This window comes from Aureivirga marina (assembly GCF_015767265.1).
GTDB classification, from domain to species: Bacteria; Bacteroidota; Bacteroidia; order Flavobacteriales; family Flavobacteriaceae; genus Aureivirga; species Aureivirga marina.
Genome location: NZ_JADPIB010000007.1, coordinates 176,809 through 199,917, shown reverse-complemented (window position 1 = coordinate 199,917; position 23,109 = coordinate 176,809). Strand labels below are relative to the sequence as shown.

The 23,109-nt window shown below is 28.2% G+C and carries 22 protein-coding genes, 3 tRNA genes and 2 riboswitches; of the genes, 11 read left to right on the top strand and 14 right to left on the bottom strand.

Annotation, left to right across the window (positions count from 1 at the left end):
• Nucleotides 1-74 precede the first annotated feature (74 nt).
• From I1A51_RS14860 to I1A51_RS14840, 5 genes are all read right to left on the bottom strand, one after another.
• Nucleotides 75-329 (bottom strand): hypothetical protein, encoded by a 255-nt coding sequence (locus tag I1A51_RS14860; RefSeq protein ID WP_196895274.1) that lies wholly within the window; start codon nt 327-329, stop codon nt 75-77.
• A 3-nt stretch (nt 330-332) separates the two neighbouring features.
• Entirely contained in the window at nt 333-659 is a 327-nt protein-coding gene (locus I1A51_RS14855) for a nucleotide pyrophosphohydrolase (RefSeq protein ID WP_196885357.1), read from the bottom strand.
• A 4-nt stretch (nt 660-663) separates the two neighbouring features.
• Nucleotides 664-1,332, bottom strand: a complete 669-nt coding sequence (gene aat / locus I1A51_RS14850) for a leucyl/phenylalanyl-tRNA--protein transferase (RefSeq protein WP_196895272.1) — start codon at nt 1,330-1,332, stop codon at nt 664-666.
• 150 nt (nt 1,333-1,482) lie between these two features.
• Nucleotides 1,483-1,848, bottom strand: coding sequence for a DUF3127 domain-containing protein (locus I1A51_RS14845; RefSeq protein ID WP_196895270.1), 366 nt, complete (start codon nt 1,846-1,848; stop codon nt 1,483-1,485).
• An 11-nt stretch (nt 1,849-1,859) separates the two neighbouring features.
• Nucleotides 1,860-2,720 (bottom strand): flavin reductase family protein, encoded by an 861-nt coding sequence (locus I1A51_RS14840; protein ID WP_196895269.1) that lies wholly within the window; start codon nt 2,718-2,720, stop codon nt 1,860-1,862.
• 150 nt (nt 2,721-2,870) lie between these two features.
• On the opposite strand from I1A51_RS14840, the gene I1A51_RS14835 reads away from it, so the two are divergent.
• Complete coding sequence (locus tag I1A51_RS14835) at nt 2,871-3,110, top strand: CDGSH iron-sulfur domain-containing protein (protein WP_196895268.1); 240 nt, start codon at nt 2,871-2,873, stop codon at nt 3,108-3,110.
• A 38-nt stretch (nt 3,111-3,148) separates the two neighbouring features.
• On the opposite strand, the gene I1A51_RS14830 is transcribed toward I1A51_RS14835, so the two are convergent.
• The 6 genes from I1A51_RS14830 to I1A51_RS14805 form a co-directional block, all read right to left on the bottom strand.
• On the bottom strand, nt 3,149-3,631 hold the full coding sequence (locus I1A51_RS14830; RefSeq protein ID WP_196895264.1) for a hypothetical protein: 483 nt from the start codon (nt 3,629-3,631) through the stop codon (nt 3,149-3,151).
• Between the two features lie 138 nt (nt 3,632-3,769).
• Complete coding sequence (gene thiH, locus I1A51_RS14825) at nt 3,770-4,882, bottom strand: 2-iminoacetate synthase ThiH (protein ID WP_196895263.1); 1,113 nt, start codon at nt 4,880-4,882, stop codon at nt 3,770-3,772.
• Between the two features lie 48 nt (nt 4,883-4,930).
• Nucleotides 4,931-5,701 (bottom strand): thiazole synthase, encoded by a 771-nt coding sequence (locus I1A51_RS14820; protein WP_231374049.1) that lies wholly within the window; start codon nt 5,699-5,701, stop codon nt 4,931-4,933.
• A complete protein-coding gene (gene thiE, locus I1A51_RS14815; protein WP_196895262.1) occupies nt 5,698-6,321 on the bottom strand; it encodes a thiamine phosphate synthase in 624 nt (207 codons plus the stop codon). The genes I1A51_RS14820 and thiE overlap by 4 nt, the downstream gene beginning before the upstream one ends.
• Nucleotides 6,318-7,073: a hydroxymethylpyrimidine/phosphomethylpyrimidine kinase gene (locus I1A51_RS14810; RefSeq protein WP_196895261.1), complete on the bottom strand. Its 756-nt coding sequence runs from the start codon at nt 7,071-7,073 to the stop codon at nt 6,318-6,320. The genes thiE and I1A51_RS14810 overlap by 4 nt, the downstream gene beginning before the upstream one ends.
• A 490-nt stretch (nt 7,074-7,563) precedes the next feature.
• Nucleotides 7,564-7,656: riboswitch (TPP riboswitch) on the bottom strand.
• 202 nt (nt 7,657-7,858) lie between these two features.
• Entirely contained in the window at nt 7,859-9,226 is a 1,368-nt protein-coding gene (locus I1A51_RS14805) for an alanine/glycine:cation symporter family protein (protein WP_196895259.1), read from the bottom strand.
• Between the two features lie 154 nt (nt 9,227-9,380).
• Between I1A51_RS14805 and I1A51_RS14800 the strand changes: the two genes are divergently transcribed.
• The 5 genes from I1A51_RS14800 (at nt 9,381) to I1A51_RS14780 (ending at nt 12,364) form a co-directional block, all read left to right on the top strand.
• Entirely contained in the window at nt 9,381-10,757 is a 1,377-nt protein-coding gene (locus I1A51_RS14800) for an SDR family NAD(P)-dependent oxidoreductase (protein WP_196895257.1), read from the top strand.
• 46 nt (nt 10,758-10,803) lie between these two features.
• Nucleotides 10,804-10,876, top strand: a tRNA-Gly gene (locus tag I1A51_RS14795).
• A gap of 85 nt (nt 10,877-10,961) precedes the next feature.
• Nucleotides 10,962-11,031 (top strand) — tRNA-Gly (locus I1A51_RS14790).
• Between the two features lie 84 nt (nt 11,032-11,115).
• Nucleotides 11,116-12,288 carry a hypothetical protein gene (locus I1A51_RS14785; protein WP_196895255.1) on the top strand — a complete coding sequence of 391 codons (1,173 nt, stop codon included), beginning with the start codon at nt 11,116-11,118 and terminating at the stop codon, nt 12,286-12,288.
• A 4-nt stretch (nt 12,289-12,292) separates the two neighbouring features.
• Nucleotides 12,293-12,364, top strand: a tRNA-Cys gene (locus tag I1A51_RS14780).
• Nucleotides 12,365-12,638: 274 nt separating this feature from the next.
• Here I1A51_RS14780 and I1A51_RS14775 read toward each other — a convergent pair.
• The 3 genes from I1A51_RS14775 to thiS form a co-directional block, all read right to left on the bottom strand.
• The gene (locus tag I1A51_RS14775; protein WP_196895253.1) at nt 12,639-13,241 is read right to left on the bottom strand and encodes a thiamine phosphate synthase; all 603 of its coding nucleotides are present in this window, start codon (nt 13,239-13,241) and stop codon (nt 12,639-12,641) included.
• 162 nt (nt 13,242-13,403) lie between these two features.
• Nucleotides 13,404-15,263, bottom strand: coding sequence for a phosphomethylpyrimidine synthase ThiC (gene thiC / locus I1A51_RS14770; RefSeq protein WP_196895251.1), 1,860 nt, complete (start codon nt 15,261-15,263; stop codon nt 13,404-13,406).
• Between the two features lie 208 nt (nt 15,264-15,471).
• Nucleotides 15,472-15,675 carry a sulfur carrier protein ThiS gene (gene thiS, locus I1A51_RS14765; protein WP_196895249.1) on the bottom strand — a complete coding sequence of 68 codons (204 nt, stop codon included), beginning with the start codon at nt 15,673-15,675 and terminating at the stop codon, nt 15,472-15,474.
• An 85-nt stretch (nt 15,676-15,760) separates the two neighbouring features.
• A riboswitch (TPP riboswitch) is annotated at nt 15,761-15,856 on the bottom strand.
• A gap of 85 nt (nt 15,857-15,941) precedes the next feature.
• Between thiS and I1A51_RS14760 the strand changes: the two genes are divergently transcribed.
• The 5 genes from I1A51_RS14760 (at nt 15,942) to I1A51_RS14740 (ending at nt 23,105) form a co-directional block, all read left to right on the top strand.
• Nucleotides 15,942-17,597, top strand: coding sequence for a hypothetical protein (locus I1A51_RS14760; RefSeq protein WP_196895247.1), 1,656 nt, complete (start codon nt 15,942-15,944; stop codon nt 17,595-17,597).
• A 446-nt stretch (nt 17,598-18,043) separates the two neighbouring features.
• Nucleotides 18,044-20,446 (top strand): TonB-dependent receptor domain-containing protein, encoded by a 2,403-nt coding sequence (locus I1A51_RS14755; RefSeq protein ID WP_196895245.1) that lies wholly within the window; start codon nt 18,044-18,046, stop codon nt 20,444-20,446.
• A gap of 16 nt (nt 20,447-20,462) precedes the next feature.
• Nucleotides 20,463-21,620 carry a hypothetical protein gene (locus tag I1A51_RS14750; RefSeq protein WP_196895243.1) on the top strand — a complete coding sequence of 386 codons (1,158 nt, stop codon included), beginning with the start codon at nt 20,463-20,465 and terminating at the stop codon, nt 21,618-21,620.
• Between the two features lie 84 nt (nt 21,621-21,704).
• Nucleotides 21,705-21,887 (top strand): hypothetical protein, encoded by a 183-nt coding sequence (locus I1A51_RS14745; RefSeq protein WP_196895241.1) that lies wholly within the window; start codon nt 21,705-21,707, stop codon nt 21,885-21,887.
• A 72-nt stretch (nt 21,888-21,959) separates the two neighbouring features.
• Nucleotides 21,960-23,105 carry a hypothetical protein gene (locus I1A51_RS14740; protein ID WP_196895239.1) on the top strand — a complete coding sequence of 382 codons (1,146 nt, stop codon included), beginning with the start codon at nt 21,960-21,962 and terminating at the stop codon, nt 23,103-23,105.
• The last annotated feature ends 4 nt before the right edge of the window (nt 23,106-23,109 follow it).

Here is a 23,109-nt window from a genome sequence, read left to right as displayed (position 1 = left end):
GAATTATATTCTGGCGCACTTTTGTAAAGTGTGCTTATTGTTTAAAGTATAAACTGAATAACATCAAGTTTATATTATCTCTTTTCTTTTGCTTTAAAAAACTTATAATATCCTGTCATAAAAGCTCCATAAAACAAAGAGAAAGCTGCTTGATTTCTAACAAATATTTTCCATTTTCCATCTGCAAAATACTCATCAACCATTCCATCAAAACCTCCTTTGAAAACCATTGCAGAAATTAATCGAATAATGGTAACAACAACCAAGAAAATCAATGTAAATCGAATAAATAAAGAAATTGCAGAAGCATTTTTATATGGATTGTTCATCTTTTATTTTAGTTTTTCGTTATTATGATGTCTATCGTGATCTCTTTTTGTTTTAAGATCTAATTTTTTATCAAATGAATCTTGTAAATCAATTCCTGTTTGATTTGCCAAACAAAGTAAAACAAACAAAACATCTGCAAGCTCTTCACCTAAATCCTTGTTTTTATCACTTTCTTTTTCACTTTGTTCACCATATCTTCTCGCAATAATTCTAGCGACTTCACCAACTTCTTCCGTCAGTTGTGCCATATTCGTTAATTCATTAAAATAACGAACTCCATGTTCTTTAATCCAATTATCAACAGCTAATTGTGCGTTTTTAATATCCATTTGATTATTTTTTATTCAAATTATGATTTGATTGTTTTCCTTTTTTTAAATACTGCTGAAACTCTTCTCTTGAAATTTCAACAGCTCCCAAACTAGCAAGATGATCGTTATATACTTGACAATCGATTAATTCATATCCTTTATTTTGAAAATATTTAGTCATTTCAATAAAAGCAATTTTAGAAGCATTACTTACTTTGCTAAACATACTTTCTCCACAAAAAATAAACCCTAAATCCAAACCGTATAAACCTCCAACTAATTCATCTTCTTTCCAAACTTCAAAAGAAATTGCAATTCCAAGCTTATGAAGTTTAATAAAAGCATTTTCTAATTCGTCTGTAATCCATGTTCCTAATCCATCTCCTCTATCAATTGTTTTACAATTTCGGATTACCTCCTTGAAACATTGATTTTTTGTGATTTTAAATTCCTCTTTTCGAAGAATTGAACGCATACTTTTAGAAATCTTTATTTCATCAGGAAAAAGAACCATTCTTTCTTCTGGACTATACCAAATAATTGGTTCATCTTCTGAATACCAAGGAAAAATTCCATTATTATATGCTAAAAGAAGTCTGTCAATAGACAAATCGCCTCCGATGGCAAGAATACCATAAGGATCTGTTCTATCCACAGGTGGGAACTCTAATTTTTCGTTTAAAATTACCATTCAAAAAAATATTCACTCTTTTGTACAAAAGTAAAGAGAAAAACTTCAAAAAGTTCTTCCCAAAATCTTAAAATAAAAAAAGAAGTTATCTACGAATAAATAACTTCTTTTTCTCTAAATATTTTAATAAAACCTTATGTTGTTTTTATATTAAAATGGTAAGTCATCTGGCTCATTTGATCCAAAATCAGAAGGAGCTGGCTCAAATCCAGATAATGACTGAGGAGCAGAAGTTTCTTGCGCTAAAGTCTCAATTTTCCATCCTTGAATTGAATTGAAATATTTAGCATGTCCTTCAGGGTTAATCCACTCTCTTCCTTTTAAGTTGATGTAAATTTTTACGTCTTGTCCTACTTGAAAATTATTTAACGCATCACATTTATCTTGAATAAATTCAATTAACAACATTTGAGGATATTGCTCATCTGTCGTTAGAACTAATTCTCTCTTTCTAAATCCGTTTGCACCAAATGTTTGTGTTTCGTTGATGATCTTAATTTTCCCTGTTACTTCCATTGTATTTTTACTTATTTAATTAGCAGAACTTTCCAAGCTATATCAATTTCTTCCTTTGCTAAAAAGTTCTGTGCAAATTTATGTCTTTTATTTAAATTAATACCTACATATTCAGGATATTCGTTTGCAAATTTTTCTAAGTCTGCTTCAGAAGGTAAAGTTTCTACATTTCCAAGCATTCCTAAATCATTTCCTGTCAATACTTCACTTGTACGAATTTCTTCTGGTAAAGCATCTACTCCAATTCCATGTGTTGTTAATGGTTTTGGAATTTCAAAGAAACCTTCTTTAGCTCTAGAATAATAGCTTCCTCCCATTCTTGCTACTAAATCAATTTTTACTTGATCAATTGCTCCATTTTCATCTAAAACATCTTCGTTTACATGTAATTTTACAACTTCACAAACAACTAAGTTTCCTGCTCCACCTTCGTCTCCAAGCTCAATTACTTCTTTTACTTTACATTCAAATTGTACTGGAGATTCTTTTACTCTAAATGGTTTTACCAATTCAGAAGATTCCATTGTTAATCCTGATTTTAAAAACTCGTTTACACCATCTGGATATTCTGTTGAAGAAAGTGACATTTGGTGAACGATATCATAATTTACAACATTTATTACAACTTCACCAGTTGCTTTTACATTTTCAAGTGTATGTTTTGTTGTATTGTTTCTCACTCTTCTTGCTGGAGAAAAAATCATGATTGGTGGATTTGCACTAAATACATTAAAAAAACTAAAAGGAGAAAGATTTGGATTTCCTTCTTCATCCATTGTACTTGCAAATGCGATTGGTCTTGGTGCAACAGCTCCTAGTAAATAACTATGAAGTTTTGCAGTAGGTATATCTTTTGGATTAATACTTAGCATAATTTTTCATTTTTAGGAAAACAAAAATAGGTATTTCTTAAGAATAAAAGCATTCCTTCTTTTGTAAATTAAACCTCAACTACTTTCTTTTATTAACTAAAGTTTAGTAGTTTTTCTCCTTATATTTAAGAAACCAAAAACTTAAATATCATGAAATTACCTAAAATACATCAAAAAGAACCTTCTAAAATTGAATTAAAAAAAGGAAAAAATTATGCTTGGTGTTCTTGTGGACTTTCAAAAAGACAACCACTTTGCGATGGCTCGCACCAAGGAACTGATATGTCTCCAACAATTTTTAAAGTAGAAGAGACCAAAGAATATTATTTATGTAATTGTAAACACACAAAAAAACATCCTTTTTGTGATGGTTCGCATAGTAAAATTTAAAAACCTTCTCAAAAGAAGAGAAGTTTTTTTTATTATTTCTATTGTTTAGTAAAAATGTAAGTTACGATTTCTAAATCGCTATCATCACCAAATCCTCCTATTTTTTTAGTAAATTCTAAAGTATTACCTTTAATAACATAGTTTCCATGAACAGGAGCTTCTCCAATTGATCCACTTCTATCAATAATACCAGTGAAAGCAACACCATTACCTGCAATTGTATATTCACCGTTTATCACTCTTAATAGACACTCTTCATTAAAATAAGGATCATCATAAGCTGCTATAGCCATATTATTTTCTGAAAATGAAATAGTTGCACTTAAGGAACCACATTCTGCCATTAGATCAGTTGTAAAATCTCCATCTTCATTGAAATCAACTGGATTTTGTGTAGTTGCAGAAGTCAATTTATAAGTTCCAATTACTGAATTTTGTGTAGGAGTTGAACTTCCATCATCATCTTTTGAGCATGAGAATAACGTCCCTACTATCGCTAGGGATAAAACTAATTTTTTCATTATTTTTTTATAAAATATTAAACATAGCGCTTTTTTAAAAAATTGAAAGTGAAATATGTATAACAATTTTTTCAAAGCTTTTCATAACGTTGCAAATATATTAATTATAATAAGCGGCGCAAATAAATTTTATAAAATTCAAAAAATAAATATTTTATCCCAATCTTTCCAAACTACATCAAATCCATTTTTTTGTAGCATCATTGCTATTTCTTCTGTACTTCTTTCATCCGAAATTTCAAATTGTTCTAAAGATTGTGGTTCTACAGTATATCCTCCAGGATTTGTTTTCGATTCCGCACTTATAGAAGTCACTCCAAGATGAATCACATTATTTCTAAAAACTTCACTCTCTCTAGTCGATAATGATAATTCTACATCTTCATCTAAAAGTCGAAAAGCACAGATTAACTGTACCAAATCTGAATCTGTCATTTCTATTTTTGGCTGTACTTCTCCTTCATGTGGACGCAATCTAGGAAAAGAAATAGAATATTTCGTTTTCCAATATTTTTGTTGCAAATATCTTAAATGTAAAGCTGTATAAAAACTATCTGTTCGCCAATCTTCCAAACCAAACAAAGCTCCAATTCCAATTTTATGAATTCCTGCTTTTCCTAATCTATCTGGAGTTTCTGCACGAAATCTAAAATTCGATTTTCTCCCTTTTGGATGATGTGTTTTATATGTTGCCTCGTGATATGTTTCTTGATATACTAAAACCGCATATAATCCTTCTTGAATTAACAATTCATATTCCTGTTGCTTCAAAGGTTGTACTTCAATAGAAATATTCGAAAACAAAGGTTTTAACAATCGAATTGCATTTTGTAAATAAGGAACTCCCACAGTTTTATTTGCTTCTCCTGTTACTAATAAAATATGTTCATATCCTTTCGCTTTTAGAAACATTGCCTCTTTAATAATTTCTTCATCTGTCAATGTTCGTCTAGGAATTTTATTCGTCATGCTAAATCCACAATATGTACAAATATTCTGACATTCATTTGATAAATACATTGGCGCATACATTTGCATTGTATTTCCAAATCGCTTTCTTGTCAAAAATCTACTTTCTTGTGCCATTTCTTCTAAAAATGGTTTTGCCACAGGAGAAATTAAAGCTAAAAAATCTTCTAAATTTCGCTTTTTATTACGCAAAGCATTTCGAACTTCTATTTCAGAAACTGCATATATTTTCTCTGTAATTGTATCCCAATCGTATTTTTCAAATTCTTCTAAAAAAGACATTGTTTTTTGATTTTAAAATCTTTGTTGATTTATATTTTCTCTTCTATTTTATGATAAAAAAGAAGTAAGCGGACTACTTGCTTCTGCTTGCTTTCTAACAGGAGCCAATTTCGCGTTATATGCCATTCTTCCAGCTTGTACCGCCATTTTAAAAGCAGTTGCCATTGCAATAGGATTTTCTGAAACTGCAATTGCTGTATTTACTAAAACTGCATCTGCTCCAATTTCCATGGCATGCGCTGCATGTGAAGGACTTCCAATTCCAGCATCTACTATCACAGGAACATTACTTTGTTCAATAATAATTTCTAAAAAATCCAATGTTTTCAATCCTTTATTACTTCCTATTGGTGCACCAAGAGGCATCACACATTGTGCTCCAACCTCTTCTAATCTTTTACACAGAACAGGATCTGCATGAATATATGGCATTACTACAAATCCAAGTTTCACCAATTCTTCCACAGCTTTCAAAGTTTCTACAGCATCTGGTAATAAATATCTCGGATCTGGATGAATTTCTACTTTTACCCAATTTGTTTCCAAAGCTTCTCTTGCTAATTGAGCTGCAAATACAGCTTCTTTTGCATTTCGTACTCCTGAAGTGTTTGGCAATAAATCAATAGATTTATCAATAAATGATAATATCTGGTCATTTTCATTTTTTACTTCCACTCGCTTTAAAGCTACAGTTGTCAATTGACTTTCGGAAGCTTTCAATGCTTGTTGCATTAATTGTGGATTGCTAAATTTCCCTGTTCCTGTGAACAATCTAGATTGAAATTCTTTGTCTGCGATTTTTAAAATGTCTTGATTCATTTTAATTGATTTTTTAATTGAGAAATAATTTTTTCTATCACAATTTCATTAGTTAACAAAGCAGAAACTGCAATTCCAAAAACTCCGGTATTTCTAATTTCAACAACATCATTTTCTGTAATCCCTCCAATCGCAATAATTGGAGTTTTTATATTTCTTTCTTCTAATTTTGAAATGATTTGTTGATAACCTGTAATTCCTAAAACTGGACTTAAATTTTTCTTTGTGGTGGTAAATCTGAAAGGGCCTAATCCGATATAATTTACATTTTTTTCTATCAAATTCAAGCAATCTTCTAGATTATTTGCTGTTCCACCAATAATCGTATTTTCAGAAACAATTTTTCTTGCTTCCAAAACATCCATATCATTTTTTCCTAAATGTAAAGCGTCTGCATTAGCATATTTTGCAACAAAAGGATTGTCGTTTATGACTAATTTTGAATCGTATTTTTGACAAATTTCTTTTAATTCTTTTGCTGCTTCTTTATAAATTTCTTCTGATACATCTTTTAATCGAAGTTGTACCCAATCTACACCGTTTTGCATCACTTTTTCTGCATTTTCTATATGTTCTGCAACGGAATTTCCTTGTGTTATATATTGTAAATTTGAAATCATAAATTATGATAACCTAATAAGTTTTCTGTTGAATTTAAAAATTGAAATGTATATTCTTTTGCTTTTTGACAAGCAGTTCCAATTGGCAAATTATTAGCCAAATTCGCTGCAATTGCAGAAGCTAAAACACAACCACTTCCATGCTTTTCAAAAACTTGACTTTCCTTTGGTTTAAAAATAAATTCTTCACCATTTTTAAGATACAAAGCGTCTTCACCAAGAGCAGATTTTTTATGTCCACCTTTCAAAAAAATATTTGTAAACTGATTTAAATAAAAAATAGTTTCTTCTACATTTTTATCTGGGAAAATTTGTTGAATTTCTTGATAATTAGGAGTGAGTAAATAACATTTTTGCAGCACTTTTTCAAAATCAGAATTCTTTTCATTTGAATGAAAAACAAAATTGCTACTGCTTCTTAAAACAGGATCTAAAATGATTTTTGGTTCTTCTATTTTACTTTCAATAAAATCTATAATCTCTAGTAAAATCTCCCAACTTTCAACAATTCCTATCTTAATAACAGAAATAGGAAAACGTTTTAAAAGAATTTCTAATTGCGAAATAATTTTCTCTTTTGAAATCCAATCACAAGATTGAAATTCGATTTCATTTTGGACAGTTATAGCAGAACAAACCGAAAATCCATACACTTTGTGCATTTCAAATGTTTTTAAATCTGCCGAAAGTCCAGCACCAGAACTTGGATCAAATCCTGCAATACTTAGACAATAGTTTCTGTTTTGGTTCATGATTATTTTTATATTCTCCTCTTAATAAAGAGGTTTGAGAAAGTTTTTATAAATAACTCACTCACATTAAATTTTAATTATTTCATGAATTGAATGTTTTTCTTAAATCAAAAAATATTATCTAAAATTTTGAAAATTTCGTTTAGATTCAACTTCTTGTTCATTTTTTACTTGTCTAAAAAATGAACCAAAAAAGGACACTTTCATAAAAGGTATTTTTTTGACAACAAGGTCAAAAAACCGCATTTTAATTGCTAAAATTCTTACAAGGATTCAGAATTTCTTAACGCAATTAAAATTCTATACTCATTATGAAAGACTAAATAAATCTTCGATTTTTAAATAAAATGATTTAGAACATATTATTTTATAATTAGGTAAAAATTAATTCATGAAATATTTTTAAACAAAATATTCTTAATAATAACCATAAACTTTAGTTGAAAACTTGTTCTTGAAAGAGAACAAACTGAAAAGAAGTTCCGTATAAAAAAACGGTTGCACTTTTCCCTACGGTAGGATCATCTACATCAGGTTCAAAGGGTATTTCTCAGTCTACTTAAAGACACCCCTAAAGTTTACAAAACGAAGATAGGAATTTTTTTTATTTTAAAGTGTTGATGTTTGGATTTATGAAAATGTTTTGTGTTAATTACATTAAGAAATGTGATTTTGACTTCGACTTCGCTTAGTCAACAGAGATATATAGATACATTCTTTTTTTACTTAATAATAATCTAGAAAACTGAAAAAATTTATTCCAAAAAGGGAAATTAAAAAATGCATCACCCAAACCTCCCTTCCTTTAATTTTTTAAAATAAATATCGGCAGCTTTTCGAACTTTTGGTGCTAATAGAATTGTAGAAATCACGGTTGGAATAGCCATCATTGCAAAAAAACTATCAACAATATTTACAATTACATCAAGTGTTACAGCAGAAGCAACGATGATAACCAAAACATAAAAATATCTATAATAATGTCCATATTTTGGTTTTGTTAGAAATCCTAAACAAGTCACACCATAATAAGAAAAAGTAAACATTGTAGAAAGTGAGAAAATCAAAACAGCAATTAATAACAGAATTTCAGAAATGGCATTTGGAAAAACAGATTGAAAAGCTTTTAGTGTTAATGCAACTCCATTTGCATCTGAAATATCTGCAATTCCTGTAGAAAGAATCATAAAAGCAGTAAGCGAACAAACCACAATTGTATCTATAAAAGGACCAATCATTGCAACTAAACCTTCACGAATTGGTTCTTTCGTTTTTGCATGGCCGTGCATCATTGGAGCAGTTCCGATTCCAGCTTCGTTTGAAAATGCAGCTCTTTTAACTCCAGTTTTAATGATATAACCTAATCCTCCTCCGAGTGCAGCATTTGCAGTAAAAGCATTTGAAAAAATACTTTCAAAAATATATGGAATTTGCTCATAGTTTACTCCAAGAATAATAAAAACAGAAATCATATAGAAAATCACCATAAAAGGAACCAATTTCGAAGTTACTTTTCCGATTCTTTTCAATCCACCGAAGATTACAATTCCAACTAAAATAGCAATCAAACAACCGATGATTAATTTTGTTGTCAATTCATTTTCTGGTTTTGTTTTTAAAACTTCCAAAAATGTTGCAGTAAGCTGATTCGCTTGAAAAGCTGGCGTTACTCCAATTAACCCAACAAGAGAAAAGAAAATTGCAAGTGGTTTCCATTTTTTTCCTAAACCTTCTGTAATTACATACATTGGTCCAGCTAATGTATTTTCTTCATCTACATCTTTTCGATACATCACAGAAAGCGTACAAGTGAAAAATTTAGTTGCCATTCCAACAATAGCACTCATCCACATCCAAAAAATCGCTCCAGAACCACCAGTTACAATTGCAATTGCAACTCCGCTAATATTTCCTAAACCAACTGTTGCAGCAATTGCAGAAGAAAGCGCTTCAAAATGACTTAATTCTCCATGATCTTCTTTTCTATCGTATTTTCCACGAATGATTTGAATTGTATGAAATAAATATTTAAATGGAATAAATCGAGAATAAAACAACAGAAAAAGTCCACCTCCAATTAATAAAATCAAAAGAGGCCAATCCCAAATCCATGCGCTAAATTTTTCGATTACTTTTTGAAAAGAAAGAATCATAAAGAAAAATATTTATCATTTTAATTTTAAAACACTGTAAATCAAGATTAAATATACAATTTCAAAAATGAATACAACACAGCTTTAAGTTTTAAGAAATAAATCGATTCATTTTTAAAAAGAGATTTTTATATTTTAGGCAAAAATTTAAAAAATGACTAAAGAAGAGTATCCATTTTCTTTGGAAGAATGGGAAACTTGTTTGAAAGTTTTACAAGAATTAAAAGAAGATCCTTATAATAATCCTGATAATGAATTATTTGGTGGATTGATTACAAAAATTTCCAAAAAAGCAAAGAAACTTAAAAATCCACATAAAGAAAGTGTTTTTCCTAGAAGAGAAGAATTAAAGCAACAAGATTTTGAAACAATAAAAGAGACAATTATTTCCAAAAATGCTATAGAAAATAAAACGTTGTATAATGATTATTTCCAAAATGGAGATTTTACGACTTTGAATTATTCGAAGAATTGCTATTGTTGTAATCAAGAATTTAAGCTTCTACATTATTTCTATAATAGACTTTGTCCAGAATGTGCAACAGAAAATTATGATTATCGCTTTAAAACTACTGATTTAAAAAATCGAAATGTTATCATTACAGGTGGAAGAGTGAAAATCGGTTTAGCCACTGCTTTAAAATTTTTAAGAGCAAATGCAAATGTTACAATTACAACAAGATTTCCGGCTTCTGCACTTGAGATTTATCAAAAAGAAGAAGATTATGAAGAATGGAAACATCGATTGGATATTTATGGTTTAGATTTGAGAAATCTCCAAGCTTTGGATCATTTTATTCAATATTATATTTCTAAAAATCAAGCTTTAGATATTTTGGTAAATAATGCTGCACAGACAATAAAATATGATATTAATTTTTATACGCCTTTAATTCAAAAGGAAAATTTATTAATTGAAAAGTTTAAAGATTCTAAACTTTTTATAGAAAATAAAACACCTGTTTTAGAAGAAACGGCTTTGTTGGAAACTTCTATAAATACTTCAGGAGAATTGACAAGATTTGGACAGCCAGTTGATAAAAGAATGAAAACAAGTTGGAATTCTACTTTAGAAGAAATTTCAACATATGAATTGTTAGAAGTGAATTTAATCAATCAAATTTCACCTTATTTTTTAATTCAAAAATTGACACCTTTATTAGAAAATTCAAAGTTTGAAAAACGTTTTATCATTAATGTAACTTCTTCAGAGGGAATTTTTAGTTACAATAATAAAACGATGTTTCATCCGCATACAAATATGACGAAAGCATCTTTAAATATGTTAACTAGAACATCTGGAATTGAATATATTGAAAAGAATATTTATATGAATGCTGTAGATGTTGGTTGGGTTTCTACGGGAGCTGTGGAACCTTTACGCAAGAAACAATTTGAAATTGGTTATATTCCTCCATTAGATTCTGTGGATGGAGCTGCAAGAATTTTACATCCAATAATTGATATTTTAGAAAATAATAGTAATATTGCAGGTGTTATGTTAAAAAATTATAAGATTGCTGAATGGTAATACTACCTAAATTGTAATTTCAACTATAAAAATATTTAAAAGAAACGTGGCATTAGCTCAGATGGAAGAGCGTCAGCCTTCCAAGCTGAATGTCGCAGGTTCGAGCCCTGTATGCCACGTTTACAAAAAACGGCGTTAGTTTAAATGGAAAAATAGTGGCCTTTCAAGCTAAAGTTATCGGTTCGAGTCTGATGCGCTGCTACAGTAATGTTAGTTTAACTGGAAAAACCTAGACTTCCAATCTAAGATATCGGTTCGAATCCGATACATTACCTAATATGATATAAATAAAATTTAAGAATTGTTATTTGTCATGAGTTTATATCTCATTTACCTTGTTTTCTAATAGAAGAATTGCATGAAAACTATTAAATTATATAAAAAAGAAGAAATTCAAGATTTACCTAAGAATGGTAAATTTAATTTGGAAATTTATGTTGAAAATGTAGAAATTTCAGTAAAAGAAATTTTCGGTTTTTGTATTGTCAGAGCTAAATTTGTTTCTTTTCCAAATTTAGAAGTAATTCATGATTTCTGTTCTCTAGATGCTTCAGGAATTCAATTACCTAAATTAAAAAAAGTAAATGGAAATCTTAGAATTCATGAATTTGATAGTTTTCTTCCAGAATTATTAATTGTAAATGGTGACATTTATAATAAGAATGAATTGGAATTGCCAAAATTGAAATCTTTCAGAGAGATTAAATTAAAAGACAAAAAAAAATTGCGATCTATTATTACTATTAGAACAAAAAATGATTTAAATAAAATTCCTGATTATTCTTTTTTTCAATTAAAAATAGATTCAAAAGAACCTATTATAATTCCTTTGAAAGAAATCAAAGCGAGTTTACAACTTGTCAATTTTGAAAATGTTTCTTTTCCGAATTTAGAAATAATTCATGGAAATTTAATGAGTAGCAATAAATATAATGGTACTTTTCAGTTTCCTAAATTAAAGCATATTAAAGGAAAACTGAGAATTCAAATTACAGAAGTTTTTCTAAATGAACTTATTACTCTTAAAGAAAATTTAATTCTTGAAAATTATCAAAAATTACATATGAATAAATTAAAAGAAATAGATTCATTAATTATTTATAATAACACAACAAAACTTCCTGCTTTAGAAATTGTTAATCAATACATAGATTCTGATTACTATCAATTAATGACAACTTATACATTGCCAAGTTTAAAATATGTAAATGATTTGGTTGGAAGAAATTTAGAATTGCCTAATTTGAAAAAAATTCATGGACAGTATTATTATTCAAATACAAATTCAGGTTTTAATAAAATTGAATTTATTGGTAGCATTAAAATATGGGAATATCAAAAAGTTTATTTAAACTATTTTAAAAAAAGTCCTGAAATATTTGAAAAGGAATATTCTTCTGAAATTAAAAATATAATGGATACTTTGAAAATTGAATCTTTTGAAAAAGAATTAAACCCAATCTATGATAATTACCATAATTCTCTAGATTTTCTAATTATTACCCTAAAAAATATAAAGTTTAAAAATTAAATTTACGATACTAGCTTAAGCGGAAAAGCAGCGGAATGCAAATCCGAAGATATGGGTTCGAAACCCATGTATCGTGTTTTTTACAATCTTATTTTATTAAACAATGTTAGTTTAAGGGAAGAATAGTAACATGACTCGTTAAAGGTATCGGTTCGAATCCGTTACATTGTGCTTTTTTACGATACTAGCTTAATATTGGAAAAGCGGCAAAAATCACTTTTGCAGATATGGGTTCAAACCCCATGTATCGTGTTTTTTTATTGATACTTATTTGTAAAAAAACACATCCTGCCTACTATGCATTTAGGCGAGGATGTGTCATCGTCATTACTAATAATTAAAATAATACGTTAAACTATGCGGTATATATTTTTATAACTTTTATATATTTCTTTAAATCGTTCAATTGGTTGTTCATCATTCCAAATAAATCCTAAAATTGCAACTCCAGAATATCCTAAATCTTTTGTTTTTAAAATATTTTCAGGTTTAATTCCACCGAGAGCTAGAATTTTCTTGTCAATATTTTTCACTTCCAATTCTTTCCCTAGATAATTTTCTTTAGAAATAGAATCAAAAACAGGACTTAAAAAGTAATAATCCAAAAAATCTTCACAGTTTATAATATCCTCAATATTGTGAAATGAAGAACTTAAAGTTTGTTTTCTTTTAGAAATATTTGCTTTAAAATCATTAATATCACAAATCATTTCACGTTGTTTGTCCTTTAAATGAAAACCTTTTAAATCGTATTTCTCTAACAATTCAGGAAAACTATCGATGACAATTCTCTTGTGAAATTGTTCTGGAATTTTTTGTAGATAATGCTCCAGAAACATTTTACTCATATTAGGTTTTCGTAAATGAAATATTTCCAAACCAGCTTCAAAAAGCTTCGTTACGATTTCAGATTCTGAACAAATGTGTTTTTCTGGAGCGATAACTACGAACATAATTTTACTATTTTAAATGAGTTAGGGATTGCAACGGCATCCTTTTGCTGCCTGCATTTTTGCAGCAAAAGATATAGTGGAAAGCCCGACCTTTTCTTGTGGTAAAACAAGAAAAGGGAACTTCCGAAATTTGACATTATACCCTACTCGAGATTCAAATAATTACAAATACAATTCACTTCCTTTCGCTGTAAATTCTTTTGCTTTTTCTTGCATTCCAGCTTCTAAAGCTTCCGAATCATTATTAATTTCTTTCTTCGCTGCAAAATCACGAACTTCTTGTGTGATTTTCATCGAACAAAAATGAGGTCCGCACATAGAACAGAAATGTGCAACTTTAGCACCTTCTGCTGGAAGTGTTTCATCGTGATATTCACGAGCTAATTCTGGATCCAAAGAAAGATTAAATTGATCTTCCCAACGGAATTCAAAACGAGCTTTACTAAGTGCATCATCACGATATTGCGCACCTGGATGTCCTTTAGCTAAATCAGCAGCATGAGCAGCTAATTTATAAGTAATAACTCCTGTGCGAACATCTTGTTTATTTGGTAAACCTAGATGTTCTTTTGGTGTAACATAGCAAAGCATGGCTGTTCCAAACCAACCAATCATTGCTGCACCAATTCCAGAAGTGATATGATCATAACCTGGAGCAATGTCTGTAGTTAAGGGGCCTAAAGTATAAAAAGGAGCTTCTCCACAAACTTCCAGTTGTTTATCCATATTTTCTTTAATCATATGCATTGGAACGTGACCTGGACCTTCAATAAAAGTTTGCACATCATGTTTCCAAGCGATTTTCGTCAATTCACCTAAAGTTTCTAATTCTGCAAATTGCGCTTCATCATTTGCATCTGCGATAGAACCAGGACGTAATCCATCACCTAAAGAAAATGCAACATTATACGCTTTCATAATTTCACAAATTTCCTCAAAATGTGTGTATAAAAAGCTTTCTTTATGATGCGCTAAACACCATTTTGCCATGATTGAACCACCACGAGAAACAATTCCTGTAACACGTTTTGCCGTCATTGGAATATGATGTAAACGAACACCAGCATGAATTGTAAAATAGTCAACACCTTGTTCTGCTTGTTCAATCAACGTATCTTTAAAAATCTCCCAAGTTAAATCTTCCGCTTTTCCATTTACCTTTTCTAAAGCTTGATAAATAGGAACTGTACCAACAGGAACAGGAGAATTACGAAGAATCCATTCACGAGTTTCATGAATATTTTTTCCAGTGGATAAATCCATAATATTATCCGCTCCCCAACGACAAGCCCAAACAGCTTTTTCAACTTCTTCTTCGATACTAGAAGTTACGGCAGAATTTCCAATGTTAGCGTTAATTTTCACTAAAAAATTTCTACCAATAATCATTGGTTCAGCTTCTGGATGATTAATATTACTAGGAATTACAGCTCTACCTCTTGCGATTTCTTCACGAACAAATTCAGGCGTAATTACTTTTGGAATACTTGCTCCAAAACTTTGTCCTGTATGTTGTTTTGTGATTTGCTGAACTTCCTGTAATTTTTGGTTTTCACGAATTGCAACATATTCCATTTCCGCAGTAATAATTCCTTTTTTGGCATAATACATTTGCGAAACATTTCCACCTTCTTTAGCTTTAAAAGGTTTATGGATATGATTAAAACGTAAATAATCTAACTCTTCATTATTCAGTCTTTCATTACAATATTCAGAAGAAAATTTCTCTTGCTTTTCTACATCTCCTCTTTCTAAAATCCATTTTTCACGAATTCTTTCAATTCCATCATGCACATTAATTTCTATGTTCGGATCTGTATAAGGTCCACTTGTGTCGTAAACAGTTACAGCAGGATTTGGAGTTCTTTTGCGAGTCATTGCGTCAACAGTATCATTTAAAGATATTTCACGCATTGGAACTTTAATTTCTGGAAAAATATTCCCATTTACATAGATTTTTTTTGAATTCGGAAAAGGTGTTGTTGAAATAACACTCTTTTCAGGGATTCGATCTTTTTTCATCGGTCGCTTGTTTAAAGGTTTGTACAAAACCAATAGCGTACATCATGGGGTAGAATTTTTCCTCACCTTCTCCTCTTCTTTTACAAAGAGGATTTAGAAGGGAGCAAAATTTATTTGCGTTACAAAAAAATGTATGTTCAAAATTCTTCTAATTCCGACCTCAAGAAAACACAATTGGTTTATTTTTTAGTTTTTGATCTATAAAAAATTAACCGCCTTGTGTTGCTTGAATAATCAAAATAGCATCGCCCTCTTGAAGCATCGTTTTGTTCCAAGTGGCTTTTGTAATTATTGTTTCATTTATAGCTATTGCTATTCCGTCTGTATTCTGATTGATTTTTAGCAGCAAACTGTCCAATGTTGTATTTGGAGCAATTTGATAATTCTGGTTGTTAATGTTTATAGATATCATTTTGTAAAAAATTTAAATAATAACCATAAACTTTAGCTGAAAATTCGTTCTGGAAATCGAACAAATTGAAAAGAAAGTCTCCACGTATTGTGGTTTCACTTTTCCCTACGGTAGGGTAATCTACATCAGGTTCAAAGGGTATTTCTCAGTCTATATTATAAAGACACCCCTAAAGTTTACAAAACGAAGATATAAAAAGTTTTTGAAATTTGAAATGGATTTTTTTGGGTTTGTTTTTTTAACTTCGGAGGAATAAAAAATTAGTTATGGAATTGGAAAGTGTTACTGTGGAAAATAAGATTGAGTTATCAAAAGAGGAGTTTTTTGAAAAAGTTAGAAATAATGATTTTAGAAGTAATGAAAAATATGAAGTAATAAAACATATTTTCATAAATCAAGAAATTATTGAAAAATATAATTATAATAATTCATTAAATATTTCAAATATAGATTTTAGAGAATCTGTAACATTTCATAATTTTTCAAGTTTAAGAAGAATTGATATTAACAATTGTACCTTTTCAAGGAATTTATCTTTTAATAAATTAAATTCTATAAATATTTCTTTAAGAGAAAATACAATAATAAAAGAAGGGTTATATTTTAATTCTATATGTTTAAATAAAGAATCTAAAGGTCTAGATTTAGAAATTTTAGATTGTGAAGTTTTAGAAAAATTTAATATTCATAAATCAAATATTCTAAAAGTTAATATTGGTAGTTCAAAATTTAATCTAGATTATAATGATTGTCTTTTTCAAGAAAATAATTTAATTGGAGAGATTTTATTAACTCATAATGAATTTAATCAAAAAACTAATTTATCTAAAAAATTAAAACTAATTGATAAGTTAAATAATGGAAAAATTTATTTACAAGACAATGTTTTTCAACCAAATTTTTTAATAAAAAACTTATATTCTGAATCAATATTTATAAACAGTAATACTTTTCAAAAAGATTGTTTTATTGAATTTGAAAATAGTCAAAATAATCAAAATCTTAATAAAGTTATATTGCATAAATCTCAATTCAATAGCTTCATTTTAAAAAATCATAGCTCAATTAAGATGAAATTAGATTTTTTTAATATTATTTATTCAACACATCATGATGGTAATTTAAAAGTTGAAAATTTTCATATTAATGAGTTATTTTTGGAAGGTACAAATAAAGGATCTTTAACAATTTTTAAAAATTCCATTTATTCTAAAATTAACTTCCAAGACTTCGTAAACAAAAACTCTTTAATGTTTCAAAACTGCGAGATAAACGAAAAAGAAAGTTCTCTAAAAATTATTGACAGTGATTTGGGAGATACAAAATTCAATGATTTTTCTTTTAAAAGCTTTAAAGAAATTCAAATTGAAAATTCTTTTATCAATGAAATTAAAACTTCAAATGTAGAATGGTTTGATGATGAACAATTGACTACAAACTCCGAAAACGCATTTAAAACACAAAGAAACAAAAGAGAAATCTATAAACAACTAAAACAAGCTTTAGAATCGAATGGAAACAAAATAGATAGTTTACTTTTTAAAGCAAGAGAAAAAAAGGCTTATAAGAAAGAATTACAATTATCAAATAATGCTAAAAAAGAAGATAAATTAATTCTTTGGGTTGGAAAAATTAATGAACATGGATTAAGTTGGTGGAAAGCAACTAAAATACTTCTACTATTAAATTTTGGTTTTTATATTTTGTTTTTGTTAGTTACAAATGAAAAAATCAATTTGGATTCTTTTCAACTTTATTTCCAACTTTTAAATCCAACCAGAAAACTTCCTACACTTTATGGTTTTTCAGAAAAAAATCCTTTTGTAACATTTATAACTTTTTTAGACATTTTCCAACGATTAATTTTAGGAATTTTCTACTTCCAAATTATCCAAGCTTTTCGAAAATTTGTGGGGAAATAAATCCTTTAAAAAAAGGTTTATTTTTTTAGATTAAAATTTAAAAATTTGAATGTAATTTTTGCCTAAAAAACGTATAACGTCACAAATATACGGTGTAAAATTTCAATTTTTTTTCACTTTTTTTTAATTCTTAAAAAGCTCAGTGTTTATAAGGATTTATTCTTAAAATTATGCTTTAAAATTTCAATTTCAAACTTATAACCATTTGTTTATTAAAGAAATAAATTTTAATTTCGATTTTGTAATTATGAAACAAGCCCCAGTTTTAATATTACAAATTGCAAGCTATGGTTTTATGGAAAAAGTCACTTTCAAAGTTATTTGCTAGATAACTTTTTAATTGCTACGAATTTTATATTCATCCTATTTAAAAACCCAAAATTTTAGAATATTAATTTTCATTTTTTAAGTGTAAAAACTTAGGAATTGGTATGTATAAAAATAAAATGAATCAGTTTAATTTATCTCTTTTATTTCTATTCGTTTTTTTCACGAGTTATAGCCAAATTAATACAAGTGGTTATGTGAAAGATGCTTCGAATGATTTGCCTTTAGAATTTGTAAATGTTGTCATTTCTGATACACAAAACAATATTATTGGAGGAACAATTACAGATGAAAAAGGATATTTTCAAATGAAATTACCTAAAAAAACGGAAATGCATAATTTACATATTAGCTATGTAGGTTATACAGAATGGAGTCAAAAAATTTCATTGGAAAAAGATATTCATATTGAGAATATTAAACTAAATATATCTGAAAATCAATTAAATGAAATCAAAATTCAAGCAAAAAAGAAAACATTTGTACGAAAAGTAGATCGATTGGTTTTTAATGTTGAAAATTCTATTAATTCTTCGGAGGGAGATGCACTTGATTTATTAAAAATCACACCTGGATTACGAGTTAGAGGAGATCGAATTACAATGATGGGAAAAAGTGGTTTACAAGTTATGGTTAATGGAAAAATCATAAGATTGGCTGGAGAAGAACTGAATAATTTTCTTACTTCCCTTTCCTCAGAAGATATTAAAAGTATTGAAGTAATCACTTCACCTCCTGCAAGATATGATGCAGAAGGAAATAGTGGAATTTTAAATATTATTACTAAAAAAGCAAAAGAAAACTCTTGGAATAGTCAATTTTGGACATATTATCGTCAGCGAAAATATGATACAGAAGCTGTTGGAGGAAGTTTTAATTATAACAAAAATAAGTTCAGTTTATCATCATCTTTAAGTTATAGCAACGGAAAATATTATCAAGAACAAGACGATTACACCTATTTTCCAGATGGTTTATGGCATACAGCATCACCGTTTACAACAGATTTTGAAAGCATTAATGGGCGTTTAGATTTAAACTATAAATTCAATTCGAAATGGGATTTGGGGGCACAATACCTTTATTCGAATAATGATAGAGCTTTTATCGATTCACCGATTACAAATGTTACAGATTATGTTTCTGAAGATTTAGCAAGATCTTTAAAATCTAACGGAAAAATTAAACCAAAATCGAATTTACATGCAGTAAATATCAATAATACTTTTGTTTTGGATTCTTCAAATCGAAAATTATATATTGATTTTGACTATTTCGATTTTCAGAATGATGAAAGATCTTTTTATGAAGGAGAACAAACAAATTTTGAGCAAAGTAATATTAAATATTTCAAGGGAATAAATAATAATATTCAAGAAGTTCAGAATTTCTCTTCAAAAGTGGATGTGGAATTTCCAACGAAATTTGCCATGTTAAACTTTGGAGGAAAAGTTTCTCTTTCGGATACGAAAAACAACTTTGATTTTTTCAATAGTGATTTAGTAGATTCTCCTGTGGAAGATTATGTTTTAAGCAGTAGTGATTATACTTATGAAGAAAATATTGAAGCGCTTTATTTCTCCTTAACAAAAGATTTAAGTGAAAAATTGAGTGCAAAAGTTGGACTTAGAATGGAAGCAACACAAACAACATCAACCTCTAAAAATCTGATGTTTGATTTGAAAAGAGATTACATTAAATATTTTCCGACATTTTATTTAATGTATAATAGTTCGGATAATTCTTCTTTTAGTTTGAATTATAATCGAAGAATTCAAAGACCGAATTTTACAGAATTAAACCCGAATGAAAATTATGTAAATCCATTTATTGTGATTGAAGGAAATGCATTTTTAACACCATCATACAACGATAATATTGAGTTTACATACAATTATAAAAAATTAGAAAGTAAGTTTTATTACAGTTATGAAAGCAATGTTTTTGGACAGATTTCACTTCCAAGTGCTTCCGATAATTTTGTAAGAGTTACAAATCGAAATTATATTGATAGAGATCGTTTTGGACTTGTAGAAACGTATAGTTTTTATCCTTTAAAATGGTGGAGAAGTTATAATAGTTTCGATGTGAATTACAGCATCAGTAGTTTTGATTTAGAACAACCTCATACGGATGAAAAAGGATTTAATGCAAGTTTTTCAACATACAATACTTTTTATTTGAACAAAAGTAGAACATTTTATGGAGGAATTAATTTCTGGTTAGATTTTCCTGGAGTCGATGGAATTTCTGAGCAAAAATCTTCAAATTCATTGTCTCTTTCTCTAAGATATTTAATGTTGAATAAGAATTTAAGTTTAGCTGTAAGAGCAAATGATGTTTTTAGAGGAGCAGTGCAACGAACAGAATCAACAGTGAATAATATTCATCAAAGAGGAAGATATTATTATGACAATCAATATTTTCAGATTTCTTTGAGCTATAAATTTGGAAATAATAAAATTAGAGTAAAAAGGCAAAGAACAGGAAATACAGACGAACGAAATCGAATTTCAAATTAAGAAATCAAAAAATATTATGGAAAATAAAAATGTTGTAACACAAGAGATTATTAATGATGAGATTATTAATAAGATAAATACAATCAAGTTATTTCTTTACAAAAACTATCCAAGTATTTTAGAGAAATTAGATTTCGACAATGATGATGCTTTTAATGAACCTTTATTATTTGCTTTTTTAAGACATAAAACAATAAATACTTATTCAGAGCAAGAAGAAGAAAAAATATTAAATGAAATTTTACAAGGATATTTTAAAGAAGTTCAAAAGCCAGAAATCGATTTAATTTATACGGCAGATAATATCGCTTTTATACCGAATGTAGGATATTTTAAAAAAGGAGAAGAAACACAATTTTTAGAAATCACAAAATGTAAAAATTCTTCTATTGAAGTTTTACGATGTGTTTCACCTGTTTTTAAAGTGATTTTCGACATTCCAGAAGAAGATCAAAGATGGGATGACGATTTGTACAATAAAAATATTTCTTATTTAAATGAAGCAATTCAATTGATAAAAGAATATAGTTCAGAACATTTTGAACTAATTGAAAAGTGTTGTAAATACATTTATTTATTCAAAACAAATCCTGAAAATTCTAATTCTTTTTCTCCTGCAAATGCATTAGGAACTGTGTTTTTTAATATCTATCAAGAAGGATATAATGAAGTTTTCTTTATTGATGACATTGCTCATCAAACAGGACATTCCATCTTTAATAATTTAGCTTTTAATCCAAAAGCTTTTTACAAAATCAATCAAGATGAAAGAGTTGAAGATATTATTAAAGAGCCAGATCATCGAGATATTAATGTTTTAATCAATGCACTTTATACTTATTATACGACATTTTTATGTTTAGATAATTGTATCGAAAATAATGTATTTAAAGATGAAAAATATGAAGAAGCAGTTGGAAGAATCGGTTTCTACATAAGAAAATGTTATGCTGATTTACAAGTTTTACATAAAGTAACAGCACATTTTGAAGGAGAAGAAAACATGTATACTCCATTAGGAATAGATTTCATTAAAATGATTAAAGGAATGTATTTAAAAATGTTTGAAAAATGGGGAGAATTGACAAATACATTTACATATAACAACCAAGATTACAACTTTAGCTATGAGAAATTCAGTGAGATTAATGAATTTCCGGCAGTTAAAAATTGATATAAAGAAATTGTGTACACATAGGGGGAAGCTGAAAAACCTTTGCAACAGAGTAAGCTTAAATTCAAAAAATTAATTATTATTATGAAAAAATTATCATTTGACGATTTAGTAAAAAAAGCAGATACTATCGCTTCAGACGAATTATTAAACACTATCGCTGGTGGAACTAGAGGAAAAGGTGGATTCAACAGCTGTCATGGAAACAACTGTCACCCAATGGCTGCAGCTGATCCTTCTCCAGAAGGACCAAAAGGAATGGCTTAATTCAAATCATTTATAAGATTAGCAGAAAGGTAATTATACCTTTCTGCTTTTGTATTTTTAAATTAACTTTCTATGAAAAAATTATCTGATTTTTTAAATGAAAAACAAGTTGAAATGGCGAATATCGTTCGAATTTTAACTTATAAAGAAAATCCATCTGTTTTACAGCAAATTGATTTTGAAAATGATGCTATTTTCTTAAATCCTATTTTTCTTGCTTATTTTAATAAAGCGCAAACAGATACTTTCTTTCCTGAAAATTTGTTAATAGAACTATATCAAGGATATTTAAAATCTGATGATTTTAATTATGAAGGATTACTAGATAAGAATAAAACAGCATATATTCCAAATCAAGGTTATTTTTCTGAAAATAATTCAAAACCTTTAACTTTTATAAAAGATACAAATCTGGAAGTAATTTCTGAAGAGATTCCTCTTTATAAAAATATTGTGCATATTGTAACTTCTGGAATTCAAATTCAAACGGAAAATATTTCGCTTGAGAAGGATTTGTTTAAAAAGAATTATAATACTTTAGAAAAAGTTGTTCATTTTATCAAAAAGAATTCTGAAGAATTTTACAATGAAATCGAAAAGGTGTTACGAACTTTTATTTTCTTCCAAATAAATCAAGAAGACAGAAATGGAAAATCTTTTAGTTCGATTAATGCAAATGGAGCAATTTTTCTTCATGTAAATGGAAAAAATACATTTTCTGAAATTCTATCGGATGTCATTTTTACTTCAAGTAGTTTATTATTTACTACTCTTTTTCATGGAGATAAAGAAATTTTTGAAAAAAATATTCGAACAAATATTTCAGAATTAATTACAACAGAGGATCCAAGAAATTTTTACACTTTGTTTTTAAATTTATTCTGTAATACAGTTTCAGCTTTTTATTTATTAGATTCTTTATCAAATCTCGAAATAAGCACTGAAGAAAAAGAATTTTTGAACTTGAAAATTGCTTTCTATCTAAAAAAAGCAAATTCTGATTTTGAAACATTTCAATCTATTTTAGAAAAAAATATTTCAACAGAAGTTCTTGAAAAATCAGCAAAAGAATCTACTGTTTTTTCAATTATTAAAGCGTTTTATGTAACAAATAAAAATAATTCTATTTTATCGAATTATAATTTCACTAATTTTCATCACAGAACTTCTTTTGGAGAATTTAAATATCAAAATAACTATGTAAAAGATACGATTTAGCATT

Excerpts from the sequence above, each read along its gene's own strand:
- I1A51_RS14860 (WP_196895274.1), bottom strand. The coding sequence starts at position 329 with ATGAACAATCCATATAAAAATGCTTCTGCAATTTCTTTATTTATTCGA.
- I1A51_RS14855 (WP_196885357.1), bottom strand. The coding sequence starts at position 659 with ATGGATATTAAAAACGCACAATTAGCTGTTGATAATTGGATTAAAGAA.
- aat (WP_196895272.1), bottom strand. The coding sequence starts at position 1,332 with ATGGTAATTTTAAACGAAAAATTAGAGTTCCCACCTGTGGATAGAACA.
- I1A51_RS14845 (WP_196895270.1), bottom strand. The coding sequence starts at position 1,848 with ATGGAAGTAACAGGGAAAATTAAGATCATCAACGAAACACAAACATTT.
- I1A51_RS14840 (WP_196895269.1), bottom strand. The coding sequence starts at position 2,720 with ATGCTAAGTATTAATCCAAAAGATATACCTACTGCAAAACTTCATAGT.
- I1A51_RS14835 (WP_196895268.1), top strand. The coding sequence starts at position 2,871 with ATGAAATTACCTAAAATACATCAAAAAGAACCTTCTAAAATTGAATTA.
- I1A51_RS14830 (WP_196895264.1), bottom strand. The coding sequence starts at position 3,631 with ATGAAAAAATTAGTTTTATCCCTAGCGATAGTAGGGACGTTATTCTCA.
- thiH (WP_196895263.1), bottom strand. The coding sequence starts at position 4,882 with ATGTCTTTTTTAGAAGAATTTGAAAAATACGATTGGGATACAATTACA.
- I1A51_RS14820 (WP_231374049.1), bottom strand. The coding sequence starts at position 5,701 with ATGAATCAAGACATTTTAAAAATCGCAGACAAAGAATTTCAATCTAGA.
- thiE (WP_196895262.1), bottom strand. The coding sequence starts at position 6,321 with ATGATTTCAAATTTACAATATATAACACAAGGAAATTCCGTTGCAGAA.
- I1A51_RS14810 (WP_196895261.1), bottom strand. The coding sequence starts at position 7,073 with ATGAACCAAAACAGAAACTATTGTCTAAGTATTGCAGGATTTGATCCA.
- I1A51_RS14805 (WP_196895259.1), bottom strand. The coding sequence starts at position 9,226 with ATGATTCTTTCTTTTCAAAAAGTAATCGAAAAATTTAGCGCATGGATT.
- I1A51_RS14800 (WP_196895257.1), top strand. The coding sequence starts at position 9,381 with ATGACTAAAGAAGAGTATCCATTTTCTTTGGAAGAATGGGAAACTTGT.
- I1A51_RS14785 (WP_196895255.1), top strand. The coding sequence starts at position 11,116 with ATGAAAACTATTAAATTATATAAAAAAGAAGAAATTCAAGATTTACCT.
- I1A51_RS14775 (WP_196895253.1), bottom strand. The coding sequence starts at position 13,241 with ATGTTCGTAGTTATCGCTCCAGAAAAACACATTTGTTCAGAATCTGAA.
- thiC (WP_196895251.1), bottom strand. The coding sequence starts at position 15,263 with ATGAAAAAAGATCGAATCCCTGAAAAGAGTGTTATTTCAACAACACCT.
- thiS (WP_196895249.1), bottom strand. The coding sequence starts at position 15,675 with ATGATATCTATAAACATTAACAACCAGAATTATCAAATTGCTCCAAAT.
- I1A51_RS14760 (WP_196895247.1), top strand. The coding sequence starts at position 15,942 with ATGGAATTGGAAAGTGTTACTGTGGAAAATAAGATTGAGTTATCAAAA.
- I1A51_RS14755 (WP_196895245.1), top strand. The coding sequence starts at position 18,044 with ATGAATCAGTTTAATTTATCTCTTTTATTTCTATTCGTTTTTTTCACG.
- I1A51_RS14750 (WP_196895243.1), top strand. The coding sequence starts at position 20,463 with ATGGAAAATAAAAATGTTGTAACACAAGAGATTATTAATGATGAGATT.
- I1A51_RS14745 (WP_196895241.1), top strand. The coding sequence starts at position 21,705 with ATGAAAAAATTATCATTTGACGATTTAGTAAAAAAAGCAGATACTATC.
- I1A51_RS14740 (WP_196895239.1), top strand. The coding sequence starts at position 21,960 with ATGAAAAAATTATCTGATTTTTTAAATGAAAAACAAGTTGAAATGGCG.